At 45.0% G+C, this 18,624-nt stretch carries 21 protein-coding genes and 4 tRNA genes; 9 read left to right on the plus strand and 16 right to left on the minus strand.

Annotated elements, in window-relative coordinates; genetic code table 11:
- From K7R10_RS04600 to K7R10_RS04675, 16 genes are all read right to left on the minus strand, one after another.
- A tRNA-Thr gene (locus K7R10_RS04600) sits at positions 1–72 on the minus strand.
- Positions 73–188: 116 nt separating this feature from the next.
- A tRNA-Gly gene (locus tag K7R10_RS04605) sits at positions 189–261 on the minus strand.
- Positions 262–363: 102 nt separating this feature from the next.
- Positions 364–446, minus strand: a tRNA-Tyr gene (locus tag K7R10_RS04610).
- A gap of 287 nt (positions 447–733) precedes the next feature.
- Positions 734–807: transfer RNA gene (locus K7R10_RS04615), tRNA-Thr, on the minus strand.
- A gap of 90 nt (positions 808–897) precedes the next feature.
- Positions 898–1,200, minus strand: a complete 303-nt coding sequence (gene hpf / locus K7R10_RS04620) for a ribosome hibernation-promoting factor, HPF/YfiA family (protein WP_224483506.1) — start codon at positions 1,198–1,200, stop codon at positions 898–900.
- 47 nt (positions 1,201–1,247) lie between these two features.
- The gene (locus K7R10_RS04625; protein WP_224483507.1) at positions 1,248–2,132 is read right to left on the minus strand and encodes a tyrosine-type recombinase/integrase; all 885 of its coding nucleotides are present in this window, start codon (positions 2,130–2,132) and stop codon (positions 1,248–1,250) included.
- A gap of 99 nt (positions 2,133–2,231) precedes the next feature.
- Positions 2,232–2,426 (minus strand): 30S ribosomal protein S21, encoded by a 195-nt coding sequence (rpsU, locus tag K7R10_RS04630; protein WP_224483508.1) that lies wholly within the window; start codon positions 2,424–2,426, stop codon positions 2,232–2,234.
- A 67-nt stretch (positions 2,427–2,493) separates the two neighbouring features.
- Positions 2,494–3,633 (minus strand): acyl-CoA dehydrogenase family protein, encoded by a 1,140-nt coding sequence (locus tag K7R10_RS04635; protein WP_224483643.1) that lies wholly within the window; start codon positions 3,631–3,633, stop codon positions 2,494–2,496.
- Positions 3,634–3,668: 35 nt separating this feature from the next.
- Positions 3,669–4,541: a ComEA family DNA-binding protein gene (locus K7R10_RS04640; RefSeq protein ID WP_224483509.1), complete on the minus strand. Its 873-nt coding sequence runs from the start codon at positions 4,539–4,541 to the stop codon at positions 3,669–3,671.
- Between the two features lie 19 nt (positions 4,542–4,560).
- Positions 4,561–6,639 (minus strand): amino acid carrier protein, encoded by a 2,079-nt coding sequence (locus tag K7R10_RS04645; protein WP_224483510.1) that lies wholly within the window; start codon positions 6,637–6,639, stop codon positions 4,561–4,563.
- A 101-nt stretch (positions 6,640–6,740) separates the two neighbouring features.
- Positions 6,741–7,751, minus strand: a complete 1,011-nt coding sequence (locus K7R10_RS04650) for a potassium channel family protein (protein ID WP_224483511.1) — start codon at positions 7,749–7,751, stop codon at positions 6,741–6,743.
- Positions 7,752–7,757: 6 nt separating this feature from the next.
- Complete coding sequence (locus K7R10_RS04655) at positions 7,758–7,985, minus strand: PspC domain-containing protein (RefSeq protein ID WP_224483512.1); 228 nt, start codon at positions 7,983–7,985, stop codon at positions 7,758–7,760.
- Between the two features lie 15 nt (positions 7,986–8,000).
- Positions 8,001–9,299 carry a DUF2851 family protein gene (locus tag K7R10_RS04660; protein WP_224483513.1) on the minus strand — a complete coding sequence of 433 codons (1,299 nt, stop codon included), beginning with the start codon at positions 9,297–9,299 and terminating at the stop codon, positions 8,001–8,003.
- Between the two features lie 40 nt (positions 9,300–9,339).
- Complete coding sequence (locus tag K7R10_RS04665) at positions 9,340–9,657, minus strand: rhodanese-like domain-containing protein (RefSeq protein ID WP_224483514.1); 318 nt, start codon at positions 9,655–9,657, stop codon at positions 9,340–9,342.
- Positions 9,658–9,729: 72 nt separating this feature from the next.
- Positions 9,730–10,344, minus strand: coding sequence for a thioredoxin family protein (locus K7R10_RS04670; protein ID WP_224483515.1), 615 nt, complete (start codon positions 10,342–10,344; stop codon positions 9,730–9,732).
- Between the two features lie 7 nt (positions 10,345–10,351).
- Positions 10,352–10,903: a TlpA disulfide reductase family protein gene (locus K7R10_RS04675; RefSeq protein ID WP_224483516.1), complete on the minus strand. Its 552-nt coding sequence runs from the start codon at positions 10,901–10,903 to the stop codon at positions 10,352–10,354.
- Positions 10,904–11,045: 142 nt separating this feature from the next.
- Between K7R10_RS04675 and K7R10_RS04680 the strand changes: the two genes are divergently transcribed.
- The 9 genes from K7R10_RS04680 to trpB all read left to right on the plus strand — a co-directional run bounded on the left by K7R10_RS04680 (position 11,046) and on the right by trpB (position 18,622).
- Positions 11,046–11,495 (plus strand): MarR family winged helix-turn-helix transcriptional regulator, encoded by a 450-nt coding sequence (locus K7R10_RS04680; protein WP_224483644.1) that lies wholly within the window; start codon positions 11,046–11,048, stop codon positions 11,493–11,495.
- Positions 11,496–11,510: 15 nt separating this feature from the next.
- Positions 11,511–12,155, plus strand: a complete 645-nt coding sequence (locus K7R10_RS04685) for an NAD(P)H-dependent oxidoreductase (RefSeq protein ID WP_224483517.1) — start codon at positions 11,511–11,513, stop codon at positions 12,153–12,155.
- A 25-nt stretch (positions 12,156–12,180) separates the two neighbouring features.
- On the plus strand, positions 12,181–12,753 hold the full coding sequence (locus K7R10_RS04690; RefSeq protein ID WP_224483518.1) for a YceI family protein: 573 nt from the start codon (positions 12,181–12,183) through the stop codon (positions 12,751–12,753).
- Between the two features lie 225 nt (positions 12,754–12,978).
- On the plus strand, positions 12,979–14,382 hold the full coding sequence (locus tag K7R10_RS04695; protein ID WP_224483519.1) for an anthranilate synthase component I family protein: 1,404 nt from the start codon (positions 12,979–12,981) through the stop codon (positions 14,380–14,382).
- 25 nt (positions 14,383–14,407) lie between these two features.
- A complete protein-coding gene (locus tag K7R10_RS04700; protein WP_224483520.1) occupies positions 14,408–14,983 on the plus strand; it encodes an anthranilate synthase component II in 576 nt (191 codons plus the stop codon).
- Between the two features lie 12 nt (positions 14,984–14,995).
- A complete protein-coding gene (trpD, locus tag K7R10_RS04705; RefSeq protein WP_224483521.1) occupies positions 14,996–15,988 on the plus strand; it encodes an anthranilate phosphoribosyltransferase in 993 nt (330 codons plus the stop codon).
- 11 nt (positions 15,989–15,999) lie between these two features.
- Positions 16,000–16,782: an indole-3-glycerol phosphate synthase TrpC gene (trpC, locus tag K7R10_RS04710; RefSeq protein WP_224483522.1), complete on the plus strand. Its 783-nt coding sequence runs from the start codon at positions 16,000–16,002 to the stop codon at positions 16,780–16,782.
- On the plus strand, positions 16,779–17,444 hold the full coding sequence (locus K7R10_RS04715; RefSeq protein ID WP_224483523.1) for a phosphoribosylanthranilate isomerase: 666 nt from the start codon (positions 16,779–16,781) through the stop codon (positions 17,442–17,444). Before trpC ends, K7R10_RS04715 begins: the two co-directional genes overlap by 4 nt.
- Positions 17,441–18,622, plus strand: coding sequence for a tryptophan synthase subunit beta (gene trpB, locus K7R10_RS04720; protein WP_224483524.1), 1,182 nt, complete (start codon positions 17,441–17,443; stop codon positions 18,620–18,622). The genes K7R10_RS04715 and trpB overlap by 4 nt, the downstream gene beginning before the upstream one ends.
- Positions 18,623–18,624: the final 2 nt, after the last annotated feature.

The raw sequence follows: 18,624 nt of genomic DNA on the forward strand, positions 1-18,624 counted from the left end.
AGCCAATGACGAGAATTGAACTCGTGACCTCTTCCTTACCAAGGAAGCGCTCTACCCCTGAGCTACATCGGCTTTTATTTTCAAAAAACCCTTCAGTCTGCACCGAAACCCCAGACAGCCCGAGAAGTATCACCGGATTTTCTCCGAAGATAACAGTTCTGCAGGTATTCGTTTCAGGGTGGATTTAGAGCGGGAGACGAGGTTCGAACTCGCGACATTCAGCTTGGAAGGCTGACGCTCTACCAACTGAGCTACTCCCGCTTTAATTTAGATTTGACGACCCGGCAGGTCATCCAGTAAGCTCATCCACCTCTCACGAGGTTGTTATCGGTAAAACTTTCGATGTCTTTCGAAAATTTAAAGTGGGGAGAGCAGGATTCGAACCTGCGAAGGTAAAAACCAACAGATTTACAGTCTGTCCTCGTTGGCCGCTTGAGTATCTCCCCTCAGTATTTTAATGAACGCTCAAGGATCAAATTTCCTTGTCTTGTCTCATATTTTGACTCGGCAAAAATAGACATTTTATCTTATTCTCCTAGTTATTTTTCAATCGGATTAAAAAAAGTTTTTTCTCCTCTTTAAAAAGACCTAGTTCTATTACAAACCTCGTCAAAATTTCACTATTTCAGAGCCGATAGAGGGACTTCCCTCGCCCGGACTCGGGACCTGCTTCTCGCCCCTCAGTTTATTTCAAAAACCTGAGCAAAACGATAAAATACAGTCTTTCAATAAGAGCCGATAGAGGGACTCGAACCCACGACCTGCTGATTACAAATCAGCTGCTCTAGCCAGCTGAGCTACATCGGCACTTTACACTAAAAAAGTCCGCTATTTCTAACGGACTGCAAATGTATAGAAATAATTCTTTTTACAAAATAAATTTCAAAAAATTTTGCCCTATACGTAAGGCCTGATCTTGCGTTTGCGCTTAGTCAATAAACGCTGCAAAGAATCAGCCGCTTTATCGATGGCTTCCTCAAAACTCTTACCCTGTTTTTTAACCACCAGCTCATCACCGGGAACATGCACTTTCAATTCAGCGATCTTGTTTTCCTTGGCACTGGTATTCAACAGCTTCAGGTATACATCAGAATAGATAACCCGGTCGTAGAACGTTTCCATCTTATCCATCCGTCTTTGAACAAACTGCACCAACTGAGGCTGCACGTTGAAGTTCACCGATTGCATATTCACATCCATATTCTCAATATTTAAAGGTTACACTTTTTGTTAAACGCTCCTGTCATTTATTTATTTCGCGGATGACTGCCATATTGCTTCTTTAATTCGGCCAGACTGTTGTGGGTATACACCTGTGTGGAAGCCAGGCTGCTGTGCCCCAAAAGTTCCTTCACCGAATTCAGGTCTGCCCCGTTGTTCAGCATATGAGTAGCAAATGTGTGCCTCAGAATATGCGGACTCCTTTTCACCTTCACTGAAACCCGGGCAAAGTACTCATTGATGATCCGGTAGACCAAATTATCATAAACAGGCAACCCATTGCTTCGCAAAAAAAGATAATCTTTCGAAGCAGACACCTCCACATCATCCCTGAACTTCAAATAGGTCACCAGGGTCTCCTCCAAAAAAGGCAGCAAGGGCAGTAACCGCTCCTTGTTTCGCTTCCCCCTTACCTTCAGCAAACCATTTGCCCTGTCGATATCATGTATTCTCAGATCTGTGAGTTCGGCGCGCCGCATTCCCGTCGCATAGAACATCTCTACTATGAGACGATCCCTGCTTCCTTCAAAATCAACCGCATCGGGAAGCAACTCAAAGGCCTTGTTCATCTCCTTTTCAGAAAAAGGCACCTCAACCTTCTTATCGGTCTTCAGCGCCCTGTGCTTTGAAAGCGGATTTACGCCCACCTCACCAATTTTCATCAGGTAGCGGTAATAGGCGTTTAAAGAAGACAGTTTACGGTTTACACTTCGGTTACCCAAACCGGTATTGACCAAATGCACGATCCACCCCCTTATCTCTGCGTATGATATAGCCCCGGGATCTGTACCGAGCACCTGGTCTTCAAGAAAATCGCTGAATGAAAGCAGGTCACGACGATAAGCGGTAACCGTATGCGAAGAGTAGTTTTTTTCCTTATTCAGGTAATCTGCAAATTTATCGATCAGCATGCAGAATGGATTTACTCAAATGTAACCAAATTGGCGGTAACTTAAAAGAAAAAGCCCCTGCTTAACAAGCAAGGGCTCTTTTATATTATTTCGACAGGCTTACAGGTTTTCCTGATCTCTCAGTTGCTGCACGTAAGCTGCTTTTTGAATCTGCGCTCTGCGCTCAACTGAAGGCTTTGAAAATTGCTGTCTGCCTCTTAGCTGACGCATCGTTCCTGTACGATCGAATTTTCGCTTGTAACGCTTCAGCGCTCTGTCGATGTTTTCTCCTTCTTTAATAGGTATAATTAACATGAGTTCACCACCTCCTTTCTTTTACGAGCGGCAAATATATATCAAAATTTAAATATCAGACAAGAGATTATTTTAAAATATTCCTGGAGATCACCAGCTTCTGTATTTCGGTGGTTCCCTCCCCTATCGTACAAAGCTTGGCATCACGGTAAAACTTCTCAACCGGAAAATCCTTTGTATACCCGTAGCCTCCATGAATCTGAACGGCTTCATTAGCTACCTTCACACAAACCTCAGAGGCATACATCTTGCACATAGCGCTAAGGGTGGTCATTTTTCTCCCGGCGTTCTTTTCGAATGCCGCCTTGTGAAGCAGCAATTCAGAGGCTTCGATCTCGGTCGCCATATCGGCCAGTTTGAAAGCGATTCCCTGGAATTTCGAAATTGGCTTGCCAAACTGCTCCCGCTCCTTCGAATATTTCAACGAGGCTTCATAGGCACCCTTCGCGATTCCAAGCGAAAGTGCTCCTATGGAAATACGACCTCCATCAAGTATTTTCATCGACTGTATAAAGCCATCTCCCACTTCTCCCAGGCGATTGCTGTCGGGTATGCGACAATCCTGAAAAATAAGCTCAGCAGTCTCACTGGCCCGCATTCCCAGTTTATCTTCCTTTTTACCGCTGCTGAAACCGGGTGTCCCTTTCTCCACTACAAAAGCAGTCATCCCGTGAGAATCTCCCTTTTCACCCGTACGGACGATCACTACCGCTATATCTCCACTTTTACCATGGGTAATAAAATTTTTAGCGCCGTTTAACACCCATTCGTTCCCGTCTTTAACCGCAGTGGTATTCATTCCACCGGCATCAGAACCTGTATTATGTTCTGTAAGTCCCCAGGCCCCGATCCATTCAGCAGAAGCGAGTTTGGGTATCCATCGCTTTTTCTGTTCATCGTCGCCAAAAGACAAAATGTGATTTGTACAAAGTGAATTATGCGCCGCAACCGAAAGCCCGATAGAAGGATCCACCTTAGATATCTCTTCAATAATAGCAATATATTCATGATACCCCATACCTGATCCTCCGAGTGACTCAGGCACCAGCACACCCATAAAACCGAACTCTCCCGCCTTTTTGAAAAGCTCTACGGGAAACGTCTGTTTTTCATCCCATTCCATGATATGAGGACGGATATACTGCTCAGCAAAATCTTTTGCGGAAGCAGCCACCATCTGCTGGGTTTCAGAATAATCAAAATTCATTTGAGAGGCAACTTCAAGCTCCATACTAGCAATTTTTATTTAACCCTCAAATATAGTCGAATTATGTCTATTTTCTCGGAAGGAAAATCTTGAATTTTTGTTAATTCATCAAGACTTTCGATGCGAAACTCCATACTTCTGTACGCTACGATACGGGCCGCCAGTGCTTCACTGAAGTATGGCAGGGCAGCCAGCTCCTGAATACCTGCCCGGTTCACATCCAAGAGCTCGATCTCAGGCACCGACTGCAGTTCAAAGCGGGTCAGCAATTCATCGATCACCTCCTCCTTCAACCCGTAGACATCCTCCAGCTGTTTCACATGAACGAAACCACCGATACTCTTCCGGTAGGAAACAATTCTGGCCGATAAGACCTCTCCTATTCCATACACCTCCCTGAGGGCTTCGGCACTGGCCGTGTTGAGATCTGCCTTTTCATATACCGTTCTCACTGCAGTTTCACGACCTCCCTTGCTGCCTTTGGCATAATACTCAGGAAGCCTGATGGAGGGTTCGAGCAATCTATACAGGCTGTCTGATAAATTAGTCACCTGTCTGAATTGTTTTTTAGAGCGTATTTTGCCGCCGCGTTCAATAAAAAGAAAGAGACTGTCGATCTGGGCTGTGTTCAGGCCAAGCAGATAAGCCTTGTAATCATCCAGATAATTCGGATTAAACGGATATATGGTATCACGGGAATGCCTTGAACGCAACTCAAGTATTGAATCGTACTCCCGCTGATATGATTTGAGAGCTATTGAATCTTCTGGTGTGAGCACCAATTGTTCTCCGGGCGGCCATAAGTCGTGCCGATACCATATCACCAACTGCACAGCTATGATCAGTACCAATAAAAAAGCGGCCCCGTTTCTCTGTCGCTTATTGAAGTAGAAATGGGACCGCATCATTTTTGTATTTCTAAAAGTATTAAGAAGCCTTCTTAATCGGCTCTTTTTTGAAGAGCTGGTTGTTTTTGAGTTTCGACAAGTACTCACTCAGATCTTTTCTCACTTCTCCACTCATTATATAAAGACCGATGATATTCGGGAACGACATCGCCAGGATCATCATATCTGAGAAATCCAGTACGGCCCCCAGACTTACAGAAGCTCCCACGATCACGAAGAAGAGGAACAGAACTTTATACATCAGCTCGGTTCTTTTGCTCTTTCCGAAGAGATAGGTCCATGCACGCATCCCGTAGTAAGACCAAGAAATCATCGTAGAGAAAGCAAAAAGGAATACTGCAGCTGCCAACACATATGGGAACCAGGAGATCACGCTTCCGAAAGCGTTCGAAGTAAGCTCTGCACCGGCTACTCCTGAAACTTCATGCATACCAGTAAAGATAAGAACGAGGGCGGTAAGGGTACACACCACTACGGTATCGATAAAAGGCTCAAGCAAGGCAACAAAACCTTCTGAAGGCGGATGATTCGTTTTGGCCGCACTGTGTGCAATAGCAGCCGAACCAACTCCTGCCTCATTTGAGAATGCAGCCCTTTGGAATCCTACCACCAGTACTCCCAGAATACCCCCTTTCAAGGCAGAAGGACTGAAAGCACCTTCCCAGATTGCTCCGAAAGCAGGCCCGATATTTTCGATATTCACAAAGATCACCGCGAGAGCACCCAGTACATAAACCGCAGCCATAAAAGGAACGATCTTACCGGTCACCTTGGCGATACTGTTAATTCCTCCAATAATTACCACCCCAACCAGAACGGCAACGATAACTCCAAACCAGAATCCGTTTCCGTCAAGTCCGGGAAACTGACCGCTCAGGATCTCAAATGACTGATTCGCCTGGAACATATTCCCTCCTCCGAAGGAAGCTCCAACCGCCAGTACAGCGAAGAATCCGGCCAGCACTTTTCCAAGTCCGGAAAGATTTCTCTTTTCCAGTCCGTACCTCAGATAGTTCATAGGCCCTCCGAATACACGCCCGTCAGGTAAAATATCACGATACTTTACCCCCAGGGTACACTCGACGAATTTCGAAGACATTCCCAGCAATCCGGCGAGGATCATCCAGAAAGTTGCTCCTGCTCCTCCGAGAGAAACCGCAACTGCTACCCCGGCGATATTTCCAAGTCCCACAGTCGCAGAAACAGCTGTGGCAAGAGCCTGGAAGTGAGTAATTCTACCAGGGGCATCAGGATCATCATATTTTCCACGAGCCAGCTGCAGCGAATGCTTGAAACCTCTCACGTTGATAAAGCCCATTCTGAAAGTGAAGAAAGCAGCCCCAAAAATCAACCAAACCACAATAAAAGGAATGCTGTTGGTCTGCTTATCTCCATTAGGATGCAGCAGTGCCACCGGCTCGTCATAAACGATATCGGCAAAAACATCTGCATTGGTTTCGATCTTATCGGTGGTCTTCTTTCCGTCATAAATAACAGCTCCCTCGGCCACCAGGTGCTCAACGGCTCCGTTAGCTTCAGCTTCAGCAACGATCTCTTCCCCGTCATCGGTAGTGATCACAGCGATCTTCTGACCTTTCTTTACTTTAGCTCCGTCTTCCACCAGCCACTCAGAAAGGGTGTACTGTAGTGTTGTCTGAGTGGTCCAGCCCGGAATAGATATCATTTTCTTATCGGCATAGATCACCGGGTCATATATCCCTACAGCGGCAAAAGGGTCCCAGAATAATACAGAACCTAATCCTGCCACGGCAGGCGTCATGGTGCTGTTGAATACTTCAGGAATACCATCTGTATCGATCTCAAATTCTTTAGTTATACTATTTCCGGCCGCATCGGTCACAGTTACCTGGTGAGGAACACCTTCGGTAAGACCTACAGCCATCTCAGATTTCAGGGAAGTTCCCTGGTTACTCCATTTGTATTGATAGGGAGGAGTACCACCGGTAACATCAAGGTCGATAACCCCATCGTTGATCCTCTTGGAAGGATTGTCGACAAAAGCCTCTACCTGTAAGTCCTGAGCAAAGCTTATTAAATTGAAAAAAGAAAAAAGGAGTAAGAGAAAAGTATTTCTCATATAGCAGTAATTTAGGTTAATTTTATGTTAGATTTTTTGTAATCCGTCGCGCAATATCAAAAAAAATGCACTCTAAATCAAATTTAAAGGGTTAAATAAATTCAGGAATCAGCAAAGAGAATATTGTTGAGTTTCTGTATTTGTTCGGGTCTTCCGAGCACCATTAATTTAGCGTGAGGCAGCAATCGGGTGCTTGCATCCGGGTTGATCAGATAGGTGCCTTCGGGCGCCTTGAAGCCGATTACGGTGCACCCCGATTTTTTTCTCAGATCCAGGTCAGCAAGCGACTTATTGATGTAATCTTCAGGCAGGTCATCTACCGCGATCTCTTCCAGATTGATCGAATTCTCACCTTCTATCGAGAGCTGGTCCATAAATTCGATCAGGTCAGGAAGTACTACCAGCGAGGCCATATGATCACCTCCGATTTTATCGGGCATAATCGTCTTATTAGCTCCCGCCAGTATCAGTTTCCGCTGAGTTGCCTCCAGAGAAGCCCGGCTGATGATCTTCAGATTCCCGTTCAACTGACGGGAAGAGAGTACCACAAAGAGATTATCTGAATCATTGGGCAGGGTAGTGATCAGGCAGGAAGCCTTTTTGATACCTGCCTCCAGGAGTACTTCATCTTCGTTGGCATTCCCGTGGATAAACAGAAAGTCCCTCTCTTCTTTTTCTATAAGCTCCCTGTCCCTCTCGACGATCACAAAAGGCCGCTTATAGGCCCGCAGTTTGACCGCAGCCTGCTGCCCGTTTCGCCCATAACCGCAAATGATCACATGATCCTGCAGTTGTTCAACACTCTTTTTCATCTTCCTGAATTTTATGTTTTCAAATGTACTTCTTGACAATACGTATTCGGTGATCACCGAGATGGCATATGCGATGATAAACAAAGAAGAAAGCACCAGTATGACCGTGAACAACTTAGTTCCTGAATCGGGAGGCATCAGCTCGCGGTACCCAACGGTGGAAACGGTGATAATAGTCATGTACATCGCGTCTAACCAATTATACCCACCGATAAACCGATAACCGAAAACTCCTGCCAGCAACAAGGCGAACAGGAGGGATATGGCGATCACAAATTTGGAACGGAAAAATTTAAACATGAGTTGCTACAGGTCAAATACTGAAGTTCGTTTGGTATAGATAATATCTTTTAATTTCAGCCAGAAAGCGAGTATCAGGTATACCAGAAACCAGATTCCGAAAGTGGCAAAGGTCGCATAGATAAAAAACAGTCGTACATTTTTAGCTTTCATACCCATACGATCTGCCAGGCGCGACGAAACCGCATAACCGTGTTTTTCAAAAAAATACCTGAGATCCTGAACACTATCCATACTACAAATATAGAATTATAAACCAATTAAATGAGTGCCTATCTTACATTGCAAACAGGCCTGTTGCCGACATCCGGTATTGTAAAGTTCGAGCAAGGCCTGTGATTCAGCCGCAGTGCCCGCCGGCATCTTCAGAGAAGCAAAACGCCTGATCACGCTATTGCTTTCAGGTGACATCTGGTTTAGCCAATGCTTGATCATCCGCTCTTTCCCGTTTCCCTTATACTGACCATAAGCAAGCATGACCGGGATGACCGCATTGAGAACCACTACCCGAGCCATCATCGGTGAAAGCCGTTTTTCACGGCTCTTTTCCGTTTTTCTTTCGAAAACATAATGATCGTTCCAGTAGCCTGAAGCTGCTGCCTGCAATGTGTTGGTAACATCTTCCAATCTGCGACTCTCAATGAGCCGGAAGAATAAAGAATGACTGCAAGCGTAAATAGCACAAAATTGTGAAATCCTGATCGTGGGAAAACTCTCAGGCCTCATACGCATATATTTCACAGGGATCACCACAGGCCTTTGCAATGAGAATTTACGATTCAGGTATGCATACCTTTCAGAAAGTTCACAAGTGTAATCCTCCTTTGGATTTACCGGAAGCATCTGAGCCGTACCATAAAGCAGCGCTTCCATATCTCTACGATCGGGCAAAACCTTTCTGAAGGTGCGAAAGTTCAGATTTTCTCCAAGAGAAGCAAAAGCTTCTGCATTGACCTTCAATCCGAATGCATAAAGCAGGCGTTTAAAGAGCAGGGCCTCCCAATCTTTGTCTCCTGAGAAAAAGCTTTTTGTCACTTCCCCGGCCTTCCTTGCCAAACGCTTCTCAGACATTTGCTCCAGCAAACCGTTTTTCACACCGGAGGGAACATCAGGTAAAAGCTTTTCACAGTTGATAAATGCCGGGATCCTTTCAAAGAGCTCTCGGTACTCTTTGAGCAGTGGTTCAGGCACATAATCCTGCAGCTGCAGCACAGGCAACATATTCCCGGAAGAGTCATATATTTCCCGGTTATGCTGCCAAACCACATGAAGTATCACATTGTCATATTCTGAATCATGTTGATGGCCGTGAACCAACCAGTCTGAAGACCTGTCATGAATTTCAATATTGCCGGCCCATAACTGATCACCGATCTCTATGCGGGCATCGAAAAAATCAGGACCGGCATCATGATTCAATACCCCTTGCCTGAATATCCGGATTCGCACCCCATTGGTGGTATGTAATTCATGACCGTTAAAGGCCATGCGCTCCCATATAAAATGTAAAAAATCTTCCCGCACCTTCCAGTGAAAAATTAATATCACAAGGTATGAAAAGATTTTAAACTATAGAATATTTTCTATGTTATTCAGGCTCCTGTACTTCGCCCTCCCATTCCATCATGCCGCCTTTGAGGTTATAGGCGTTTTCAAAGCCCATCTGCTTCATAAGCTTACAGGCCTGACCGCTTCGGTTGCCGGAGCGGCAATAGACGTAATAGTTCTTTGATTTGTCCAGTTTTTCTACCTCATCGAGAAAACCCTGACCTTTATAAATATCGATCTGAAGAGCACCCGGGATGTAGCCTTCTTCGAATTCCTCGTCGGTACGCACATCAAGCACTACCGCATTATTATCCTCTTCCAGGCGTGAAGCCCATTCTTCCTGACTTAAGTCTGACATAATTTTAATCTCTTATTTAAACAGAAAATCCGGGAACGCCGTCCCGGATCACAAATATACTCAATATCTTAATTAGACCTTGATAGAGCAGCCGATGGCCTTGGTATTCTTGATCTCGATCTCTTGACCGTTAAGCATGGCGTCAATAGCTTGCTCCACATAGGCATTGTTAACCTGAGAAGCGTCCTGATAATTATCGTCTACTGCACCGATATAACGCACCAGATTGCCTTTGGGAGTTTTCTCCAGCAAAAAGCAATGAGGGGTTCGGGTGGCTCCGTACTTAGGAAAGATCTCCTGATCTTCATCAATCAGATAGGGAAAAGTAAATCCCTTTTCCTTCGCTCTTGTCTTCATCATCTCATAACTGTCTTTAGGCTGAATCGAGGGATTATTCGGATTGATCGCGATCACGGGCACACCCTGATCTTTATACTTCTTATCAAGGGCTATTATACGATCTTCATAAGCTACTGCATACGGACAACTGTTGCAGGTGAACACGACTAGGTATCCTTTAACGTCTTTATAATCTGAAAGAGACACCATTTTTCCATCTATATTTTTTAGCCGGAAATCTTCGGCCATATCGCCCACCTGGTATCCTGAATCAAAGGCTCTTTGTACGGTAAACGCGGTAATGACAACCACTACAAGCCCAATAAGCAGATATTTTACTGTTTTCATTGTATTGTTAATTATCGGTATGTTTCAGCAACTCAGCCTCTAACTCTTTAAAGGTAAATGATTTTTCATAAAAAGAACGTTCGTTTTGGCTAATTATTACAGTAGCCGGAATGGCCCCACTCCAATTTTCATCTACCTTAGGGATCCATTCATTCTGTCTGGGATCATCTAAAAGCACCACCTGACTCGATAAATTGTGTTCCTTTACAAAAGGCAATAACGATTCTTCTGTTTTAGAAGGAAAATCAAGGCTTACCAGGATTACCTCAACACCGGCATCCTTATATTTCTTACCGATTTCTTCAAAATGAGGCAGTTCAGCTACACAAGGTTTACACCAGGTGGCCCAAAAGTTGACAATACGCGTCTTTTCTCCCGGTGATTGCAGCAAAGGAGCCAGACCGTCAAAGTCATAGACCGGGATCTCCTTATCACCGCTGTTAAGAACCTCTTTGGGAGTCGCTTGCAAGGATGCCATCACGTCGCTTTCAGAATCTGTTTTGGTTTTGCAACCGAACATAACACTGATAAAGCATGTGATAAGTAGTATTTTTTTCATAGATGAATATCGATTTCTTAGTGCTTAAATGTATTAATGTTAGCCTAGGAGAAAGCTTCCTTTAACATTAATTTATCAATAAGACCTATTGGAAATGATGAAACTTCCATTAAATTTGTATATACAATTGTTGTTTATACAAATGAAGATAGAAGAGATCATACAATCGCAGAACATGCCAGATGGCAGAAAGACCAGTATCAATTTGATGTATACTGCTAACCTGATACATGACAGGGGGGCTGAAATTCTGAAACCCTTTGGACTCACCACACAACAATTTAATGTTTTGCGCATACTCAGAGGAAGAAAGGGAGAACCTGCCAACCTGAGCACCATTCAGGAACGAATGATCAGTAAGATGAGTAACACTACACGCCTGGTAGATAAGCTCATCACAAAAGGTCTTGTCAGGCGAATGATTTGTGCGGAGAACCGCCGCAAGGTGGAGATTTTTATCACCGACAAGGGTCTGGAGCTGCTTAAGCAGATCGATGAGCCGATGGATCGCATAAACGAAGAAACCATCGCTCGCCTGAGCCGGGAAGAAGTTGATCTCTTCAATGAATTGTTAGAAAAAATCAGAGGATAATTTAAACTATTGAACATGGATACCAAAGAAAAAACCTTTATCGAAGACCTGAAATGGCGCTATGCCACCAAAAAATTTGATGCCTCCAGAAAGATCAGTGCGGAGAACCTGAACATTCTGAAGGAAGCGGTAAGGCTTTCTGCTTCCTCTTATGGGCTGCAACCTTATAACGTATTGATCATTGAAGATGCAGAACTTAAAGAAAAACTGAGACCGGCTGCCTGGGACCAAAGTCAGGTTACCGATGCATCTCATGTTTTCATTTTTGCCAACAACACCGATTTCGGGGCAGAAGAGATCGATGCCTACATCAACAATGTGGTGAACACGAGAAATCTGAAAGCAGAAGACCTGAAGGGATATGCAGATTTTATGAAATCTAAAATAACACCACTGCCGCAGGAAACCCGTTCCAACTGGACAGCCAGACAGGCATATATCGCGCTGGGAAATCTTTTATCTGCAGCAGCATCATTAAAAATAGACGCCTGTCCGATGGAAGGTTTTGAACCGGCTCAGTTTAATGAGATCCTCGGTCTGAACGAAAAAAACCTGAATGCCGTAGCCATGGTAACGGTTGGTTACCGCTCAGAAGAAGACGACACCCAGCATTATGCCAAGGTGCGTAAATCACAAGATGAACTTTTTATAACCCTTTAAATATCCTAATTAAGTAACAAGAATCATGAAAAAAGCAGTTAGCACAACGCTGGCCATCGTTCTGGCCCTGGCGGTTTCGGCATTTACCAATCCGATCGAAGAAAAAAAAGTGGACACCACCAAAAGCAAGGTGACCTGGAAAGGCTATAAAGTTACCGGATCTCACGAAGGTACGGTACAAATAAAGAGCGGAGCACTCCAGTTTGACGGTGAACTTCTTACAGGCGGTAATTTCGTAGTCGATATGACGTCTCTGATAGCTACCGATCTCGAAGGAGAGTACAAAGGAAAGCTGGAAGGACACCTTAAATCTGATGACTTTTTTGGTGTTGCCAACTACCCTACGGCCTCTCTTGATATTACCACAGTGAAACAAACGGGTAAAAATGCCTACGAGGTAACCGGAGACCTGACCATTAAAGAACAGACCCACCCGGTTACGTTTGACCTCTCCGTATATGGGAGCAAAGCCACCGCGAATGTAAAGGTAGACCGCACCAAATACGGAGTTAAGTATGGTTCAGGAAGCTTTTTTGATAACCTGGGAGATAAGACCATCTATGATGAATTCGACCTGGTGGTAGACCTGGAATTTTAATACAGCCCACGCTGAGCAAATGAATGGTATTTTTTGCTTTCGGGACTATGATTTATAAAATTTGATTTCTATATTTGAAGCCGAAAATGAAAGTAACTATTCTAAATAACTGGTGGTGGTCTAACTTACGTCTTACGTCGTGAGCAGACACCCCATTGATTAAAACATCAATAAAGGCTTGTCAATCACGACAAGCCTTTTTTTATGCCTAAAAATTATGAGATTATGAACAGCACATACCAGCTTAAGACAACTTACAGACAGATTCTGGCAGATACTATCACTCCGGTTAGTATTTACCTCAAGATTCGGGATAAATTCCCCAATAGTATTCTGCTGGAAAGCAGTGATTACCATGCCAACGATAACAGCTTTTCATATATCTGTTTCAATCCGATTGCCTCTGTTACTATAAAAGAGCACAGGGCGACTATGGAATTCCCTGATGACAGTGAGGAAAGCCTGATGATAGACACCGAAAATACCGCTCCGGCCATATTAAGTGATTTTGCTTCCAGATTCGAAACAGAGACCAATGGTTTTAAATTCATCTACAATGGCTTGTTCGGCTACATCTCATACGATGCTGTACAATATTTTGAAGACATCACCATCACTAAAAAGGAAGCCTCGGTAGAGATCCCTGACGTTTACTATGCCGTATATCAGAACATTATCGCGATAAATCATTTTAAAAATGAGGCCTATGTCTTTTGTCACAGTTATGACAACGAAGACAATATCGATGAGATAATCAGATTGCTGCAGTCCCGCAATTTTACGGCGTACCCCTTTAAAAAGAACGGAAGCCCCAAATCAGAACTGGAAGATGAGGAATACAAGCTTATGGTCGAAAGGGCTAAAAGTCATTGTCATCGCGGCGATGTGTTCCAGATGGTACTCAGCAGGAGGTTTACACAGGATTTCAAGGGAGACGAATTTAACGTTTACAGGGCTTTACGTTCGATCAACCCTTCCCCTTACCTGTTCTTTTTCGATTACGGAGATTTTAAGATCTTCGGAAGCTCTCCTGAAGCGCAATTAGTGGTGAAAGATCACAAGGCAGAGATCCATCCTATAGCAGGCACCTTTAAACGAACCGGGAATGATGAAAAAGACGCTGCTGCTGCGAAAGCCCTGGCTGAAGATGAAAAGGAAAACAGCGAACATGTTATGCTGGTCGATCTGGCACGAAATGACCTGAGCCGCAACGGGAATACGGTAAAGGTGGAAACCTACCGTGAAGTACAGTTCTTTTCTCATGTGATCCATCTGGTATCAAAAGTCACCGGCCGGGTAAAAGAAGGCATCGACACCATGCAGATCGTTGCCGATACCTTCCCGGCAGGAACCCTTAGCGGGGCACCTAAACATATGGCGATGCAGCTGATCGATCGCTACGAACCCGTCAATCGTAATTATTACGGGGGTGCCATAGGGTTCATGGATTTCCACGGAAATTTTAATCATGCCATTATGATTCGCACCTTCCTGAGCAAGGACCATAAACTTTACTTCCAGGCAGGGGCCGGGCTGGTCTCAGAATCAGACCCTGAAAGCGAACTGCAGGAAACCTATAATAAACTGGGCGCCCTGAACAAGGCGCTTGAGATGGCTGAAAATATTTAACCGATCACTCCTGAGTAAAAAAGAAATGAAAAAAGTATTAGTTATAGACAATTACGACAGTTTTACTTACAACCTGGTACACTACCTGGAAGATCTGGATTGTGTGGTGGTGGTAAAGAGAAACGATCAGTTAACCCTTGAAGAGGTGAAGCCCTTTACCCATATTCTCCTCTCTCCCGGTCCGGGAATTCCCAGCGAAGCGGGCCTGCTAAAACCCATAATCGAGACCTATGCTGCCGAAAAGAATATTTTTGGGGTCTGTCTAGGGCAACAGGCCATCGGGGAAGTTTTCGGAGGAACGATACTGAATCTGGATGAGGTATATCACGGGGTATCGACCACCATCAGGGTTATCGATAACGACCCTATCTATAAAGGGCTGCCGAAAACCCTGGAAGTAGGAAGATATCACAGCTGGGTGGTAGAACGAAACCTGCCGGAAGCATTGATCGCAACTTCGATCGATGAAAATGGCGAGATCATGTCGCTGAGACACAGGGAATACAATGTCAGAGGGGTCCAGTATCATCCAGAATCAGTTCTCACCCCCGAAGGTAAGACGATACTGAAGAACTGGTTAAACGAAACCTCACAACTGTAAAAAAAAACATAAATGAAAGCTATACTGAACAGACTGATCAACCATGAGACCATCTCGAAAGAGGAGGCCAGAACGGTGCTGGTCAATATCTCAAAAGGCGCATACAACAACAGCCAGATCGCAGCATTTCTTACCGTTTACATGATGCGGAATGTCACCCTGGAGGAACTGGAAGGATTCAGAGATGCCTTGCTTGATCTCTGTATCCAGGTCGATCTCGATAATGACGAAACGATCGATCTCTGCGGAACGGGTGGTGATGGCAAAGACACCTTCAATATATCCACCCTGGCTTCTTTTGTTACGGCAGGAGCAGGAGTTCCGGTGGTCAAGCACGGAAATTACGGAGTTTCCTCCCGCTGCGGATCCAGCAATGTTATGGAACACCTGGGCATACAATTCTCGAACGACGAAGACTTCCTTAAACGTTGTCTCGACAAGGCCGGGGTGTGTATTCTCCACGCCCCTCTCTTTCATCCTGCTATGAAAAATGTAGCACCTATAAGACGGGAACTGGCCGTGAAGACCTTTTTTAACATGCTGGGCCCAATGGTCAATCCTGCATTCCCAAAGAACCAGGTAGTCGGAGTATTCAATCTGGAACTTGCCAGAGTTTATGGCTACCTGTATCAAAACACCGATAAAAAATACGCCATCGTGCATGCCCTTGACGGCTACGATGAAGTATCGCTTACCGGAGAGACCAAGGTCATCAGCAATACTCATGAAAGCATGATCAGTCCGGAAGACTTCGGACTCACACCCCTTAAACCTGAACAGATTACCGGGGGAAATGACGTCGCAGGCAGTGCAGCGATATTTATGAACATCCTCGAAGGAAAAGGCAGTAAGGAGCAGTCTGATGTAGTCTGTGCAAATGCAGCCCTGGCTCTGGCCACCGCAAAGGGCATCCCTGTAAGAGAAGCGTTTCAAACCGCCAAAGATGCACTGGCTTCTGGGAAAGCCCTCGAAAGCCTTAAAAAACTGCAACAATTAAGCCGTTAAAAACAGTAACCATGACCATACTCGAAAACATACTTATTGATAAAAGAAAAGAAGTGGATCTGCGAAAAAGCCTTATCCCTTCCGATCAGCTGGAGCGATCGGTACTTTTCGACCGAACCTCTCCCTCACTGGCAGCCGGTATCCGATCGAAGCAAACGGGTATCATAGCTGAGCATAAGAGAAGATCTCCTTCTAAATCGGTAATCAATCAAAGCCTTAACACCTTTGACGTATGCAAAGGCTATGAAAAGGCCGGTGCAGCGGGTATCTCTGTACTAACCGACGTAAAATATTTCGGCGGATCTCTGGATGACCTGCTGCTCGCCAGGGCTTCTTCCTCCCTGCCCCTGCTTAGAAAGGAATTTATGATCGACCCCTACCAGGTCATAGAAGCAAAAGCTTACGGGGCTGATGTCATTCTCTTAATTGCGGCAGCCCTTAATCCTAAAGATCTGGAAGAGCTCGCCAGGCTCACCAAGGAGCTCGGGATGGATGTGTTGCTCGAGGTTCACAACCTTGAGGAACTTCAGCGCTATCTCAACCCTTACATCGACCTGGTGGGAGTAAATAACAGAAACCTGAAAACCTTCGAGCTAAGCCTGGAAACCAGTATGGAACTTTCAAAAGAAATTCCAGATGAGTTTGTCAAGGTTTCTGAAAGCGGCATCAGCAACGCAGAGGCCATAAAAGAATTGACACCATTTGGCTTCAGCGGTTTTTTAATAGGTGAACGCTTTATGGCTACAGGCGACCCGGGAGCGGCCGCAGCAGAATTCATAAACGATCTGAAATGAAACCAGCACTGAAAATATGCGGCATGAAAGACCCGGGGAATATCGGGGAGATAGCGGCCCTGTCTCCCGATTACATGGGTTTTATTCATTATGAAAGGTCCCCCAGGCATATGGAAGGAAGACTGCCGGAAATTCCCTCTAGCGTTAAAAAGGTGGGCGTATTTGTCGATGCCGAAGCAGAATATATCCTCGACCAAAGCCGAATAAAAAACCTCGACCTTATACAATTGCATGGTGATGAATCACCGGAATATTGTAAAAAACTGAAAGAGGTATTGAAATCATCACTGGGCAAAACCCTTCCGCTGATCAAAGTATTCAGTGTGGGCCGGCACTTTGATTTTAAGGTATTGTCGCCGTATGAACTGGTGGTCGATATTTTCCTGTTTGACACCAAAGGGGAATATCCCGGCGGTAACGGGGTGGAATTCGACTGGGAACTGCTGAAAGAATATCCTTCAGACAAACCCTATTTTCTCAGCGGGGGGATTGGAAATGAAAATCTTGATAAATTGAAGACGTTTTTCAATTCACCCATTTCAGAAAAATGTATGGCAGTAGATGTCAACAGCCGTTTCGAAATAAGACCTGGCTTAAAAAACCCCTATGCTCTGGAAAAATTTAAAACCGAGCTTGAATTACTAAATACAAAAAGACCATGAATTACCACGTAGACGATAAGGGATATTATGGAGATTTCGGAGGAGCTTATATCCCCGAAATGCTCTATCCGAATGTAGCCGAACTCAAAGAACGCTATCTGGAAATTATGAACGATACCGAATTCAAAAAGGAATTCGACCAGTTGTTACGGGATTATGTGGGCCGGCCCTCTCCCCTGTATTTGGCCAGGAGACTGTCTGAAAAACACGGTTGCCGCATCTATCTGAAAAGGGAAGATCTCAATCATACCGGAGCCCACAAGGTCAATAATACCATCGGGCAGATCCTTTTAGCCAAACGCCTGGGGAAAAAGCGTATCATCGCCGAGACCGGAGCAGGGCAACATGGGGTTGCCACTGCAACAGTATGTGCTCTTATGGGTATTGAGTGTGTGGTTTACATGGGTGAAATCGATATAAAAAGACAAGCTCCCAATGTGGCTCGAATGAAAATGCTCGGAGCCAGGGTAGTACCGGCGACCTCCGGAAGCAAAACTCTGAAAGACGCCACTAATGAAGCCATCAGGGACTGGATCAATAATCCGGTAGACACCCATTATATTATCGGTTCTGCTATCGGTCCGCATCCCTACCCGGATATGGTTACCCGGTTTCAGAGCATTATTTCAGAGGAGATCAAATGGCAGTTAAAAGAACAGGAAGGCAGGGAGAATCCCGATTATGTCGCCGCTTGCATCGGAGGTGGCAGTAATGCTGCCGGCACCTACTATCACTACCTTGATAATCCTGATGTCGGTATTATAGCTGTTGAAGCTGCCGGTAAGGGAATCGATTCAGGAGAAAGCGCCGCCACTTCGATCCTGGGGAAAGAAGGGATCATTCACGGATGTAAGACCCTGTTAATGCAAACAGATGACGGACAGATCACCGAGCCCTATTCTATTTCTGCAGGCCTTGATTATCCCGGGGTGGGACCCATGCATGCCCATTTGTATCGAAGCGGCCGGGGAACCTTTGTGTCGGTAACAGATGATGAAGCCATGCAGGCAGGTCTTGAACTGGCCAAAACCGAAGGTATTATACCGGCTATAGAAACCAGCCACGCCCTGGCCATCTTCAACCATATGAAGTTTAAGCCTGATGATGTCCTGGTGATCAACCTTTCCGGAAGAGGCGACAAAGACCTTAATACCTATATCGATTATTTCAACCTATAACT

It is taken from the genome of Robertkochia aurantiaca (genome assembly GCF_020166495.1).
Taxonomy (GTDB): domain Bacteria; phylum Bacteroidota; class Bacteroidia; order Flavobacteriales; family Flavobacteriaceae; genus Robertkochia; species Robertkochia aurantiaca.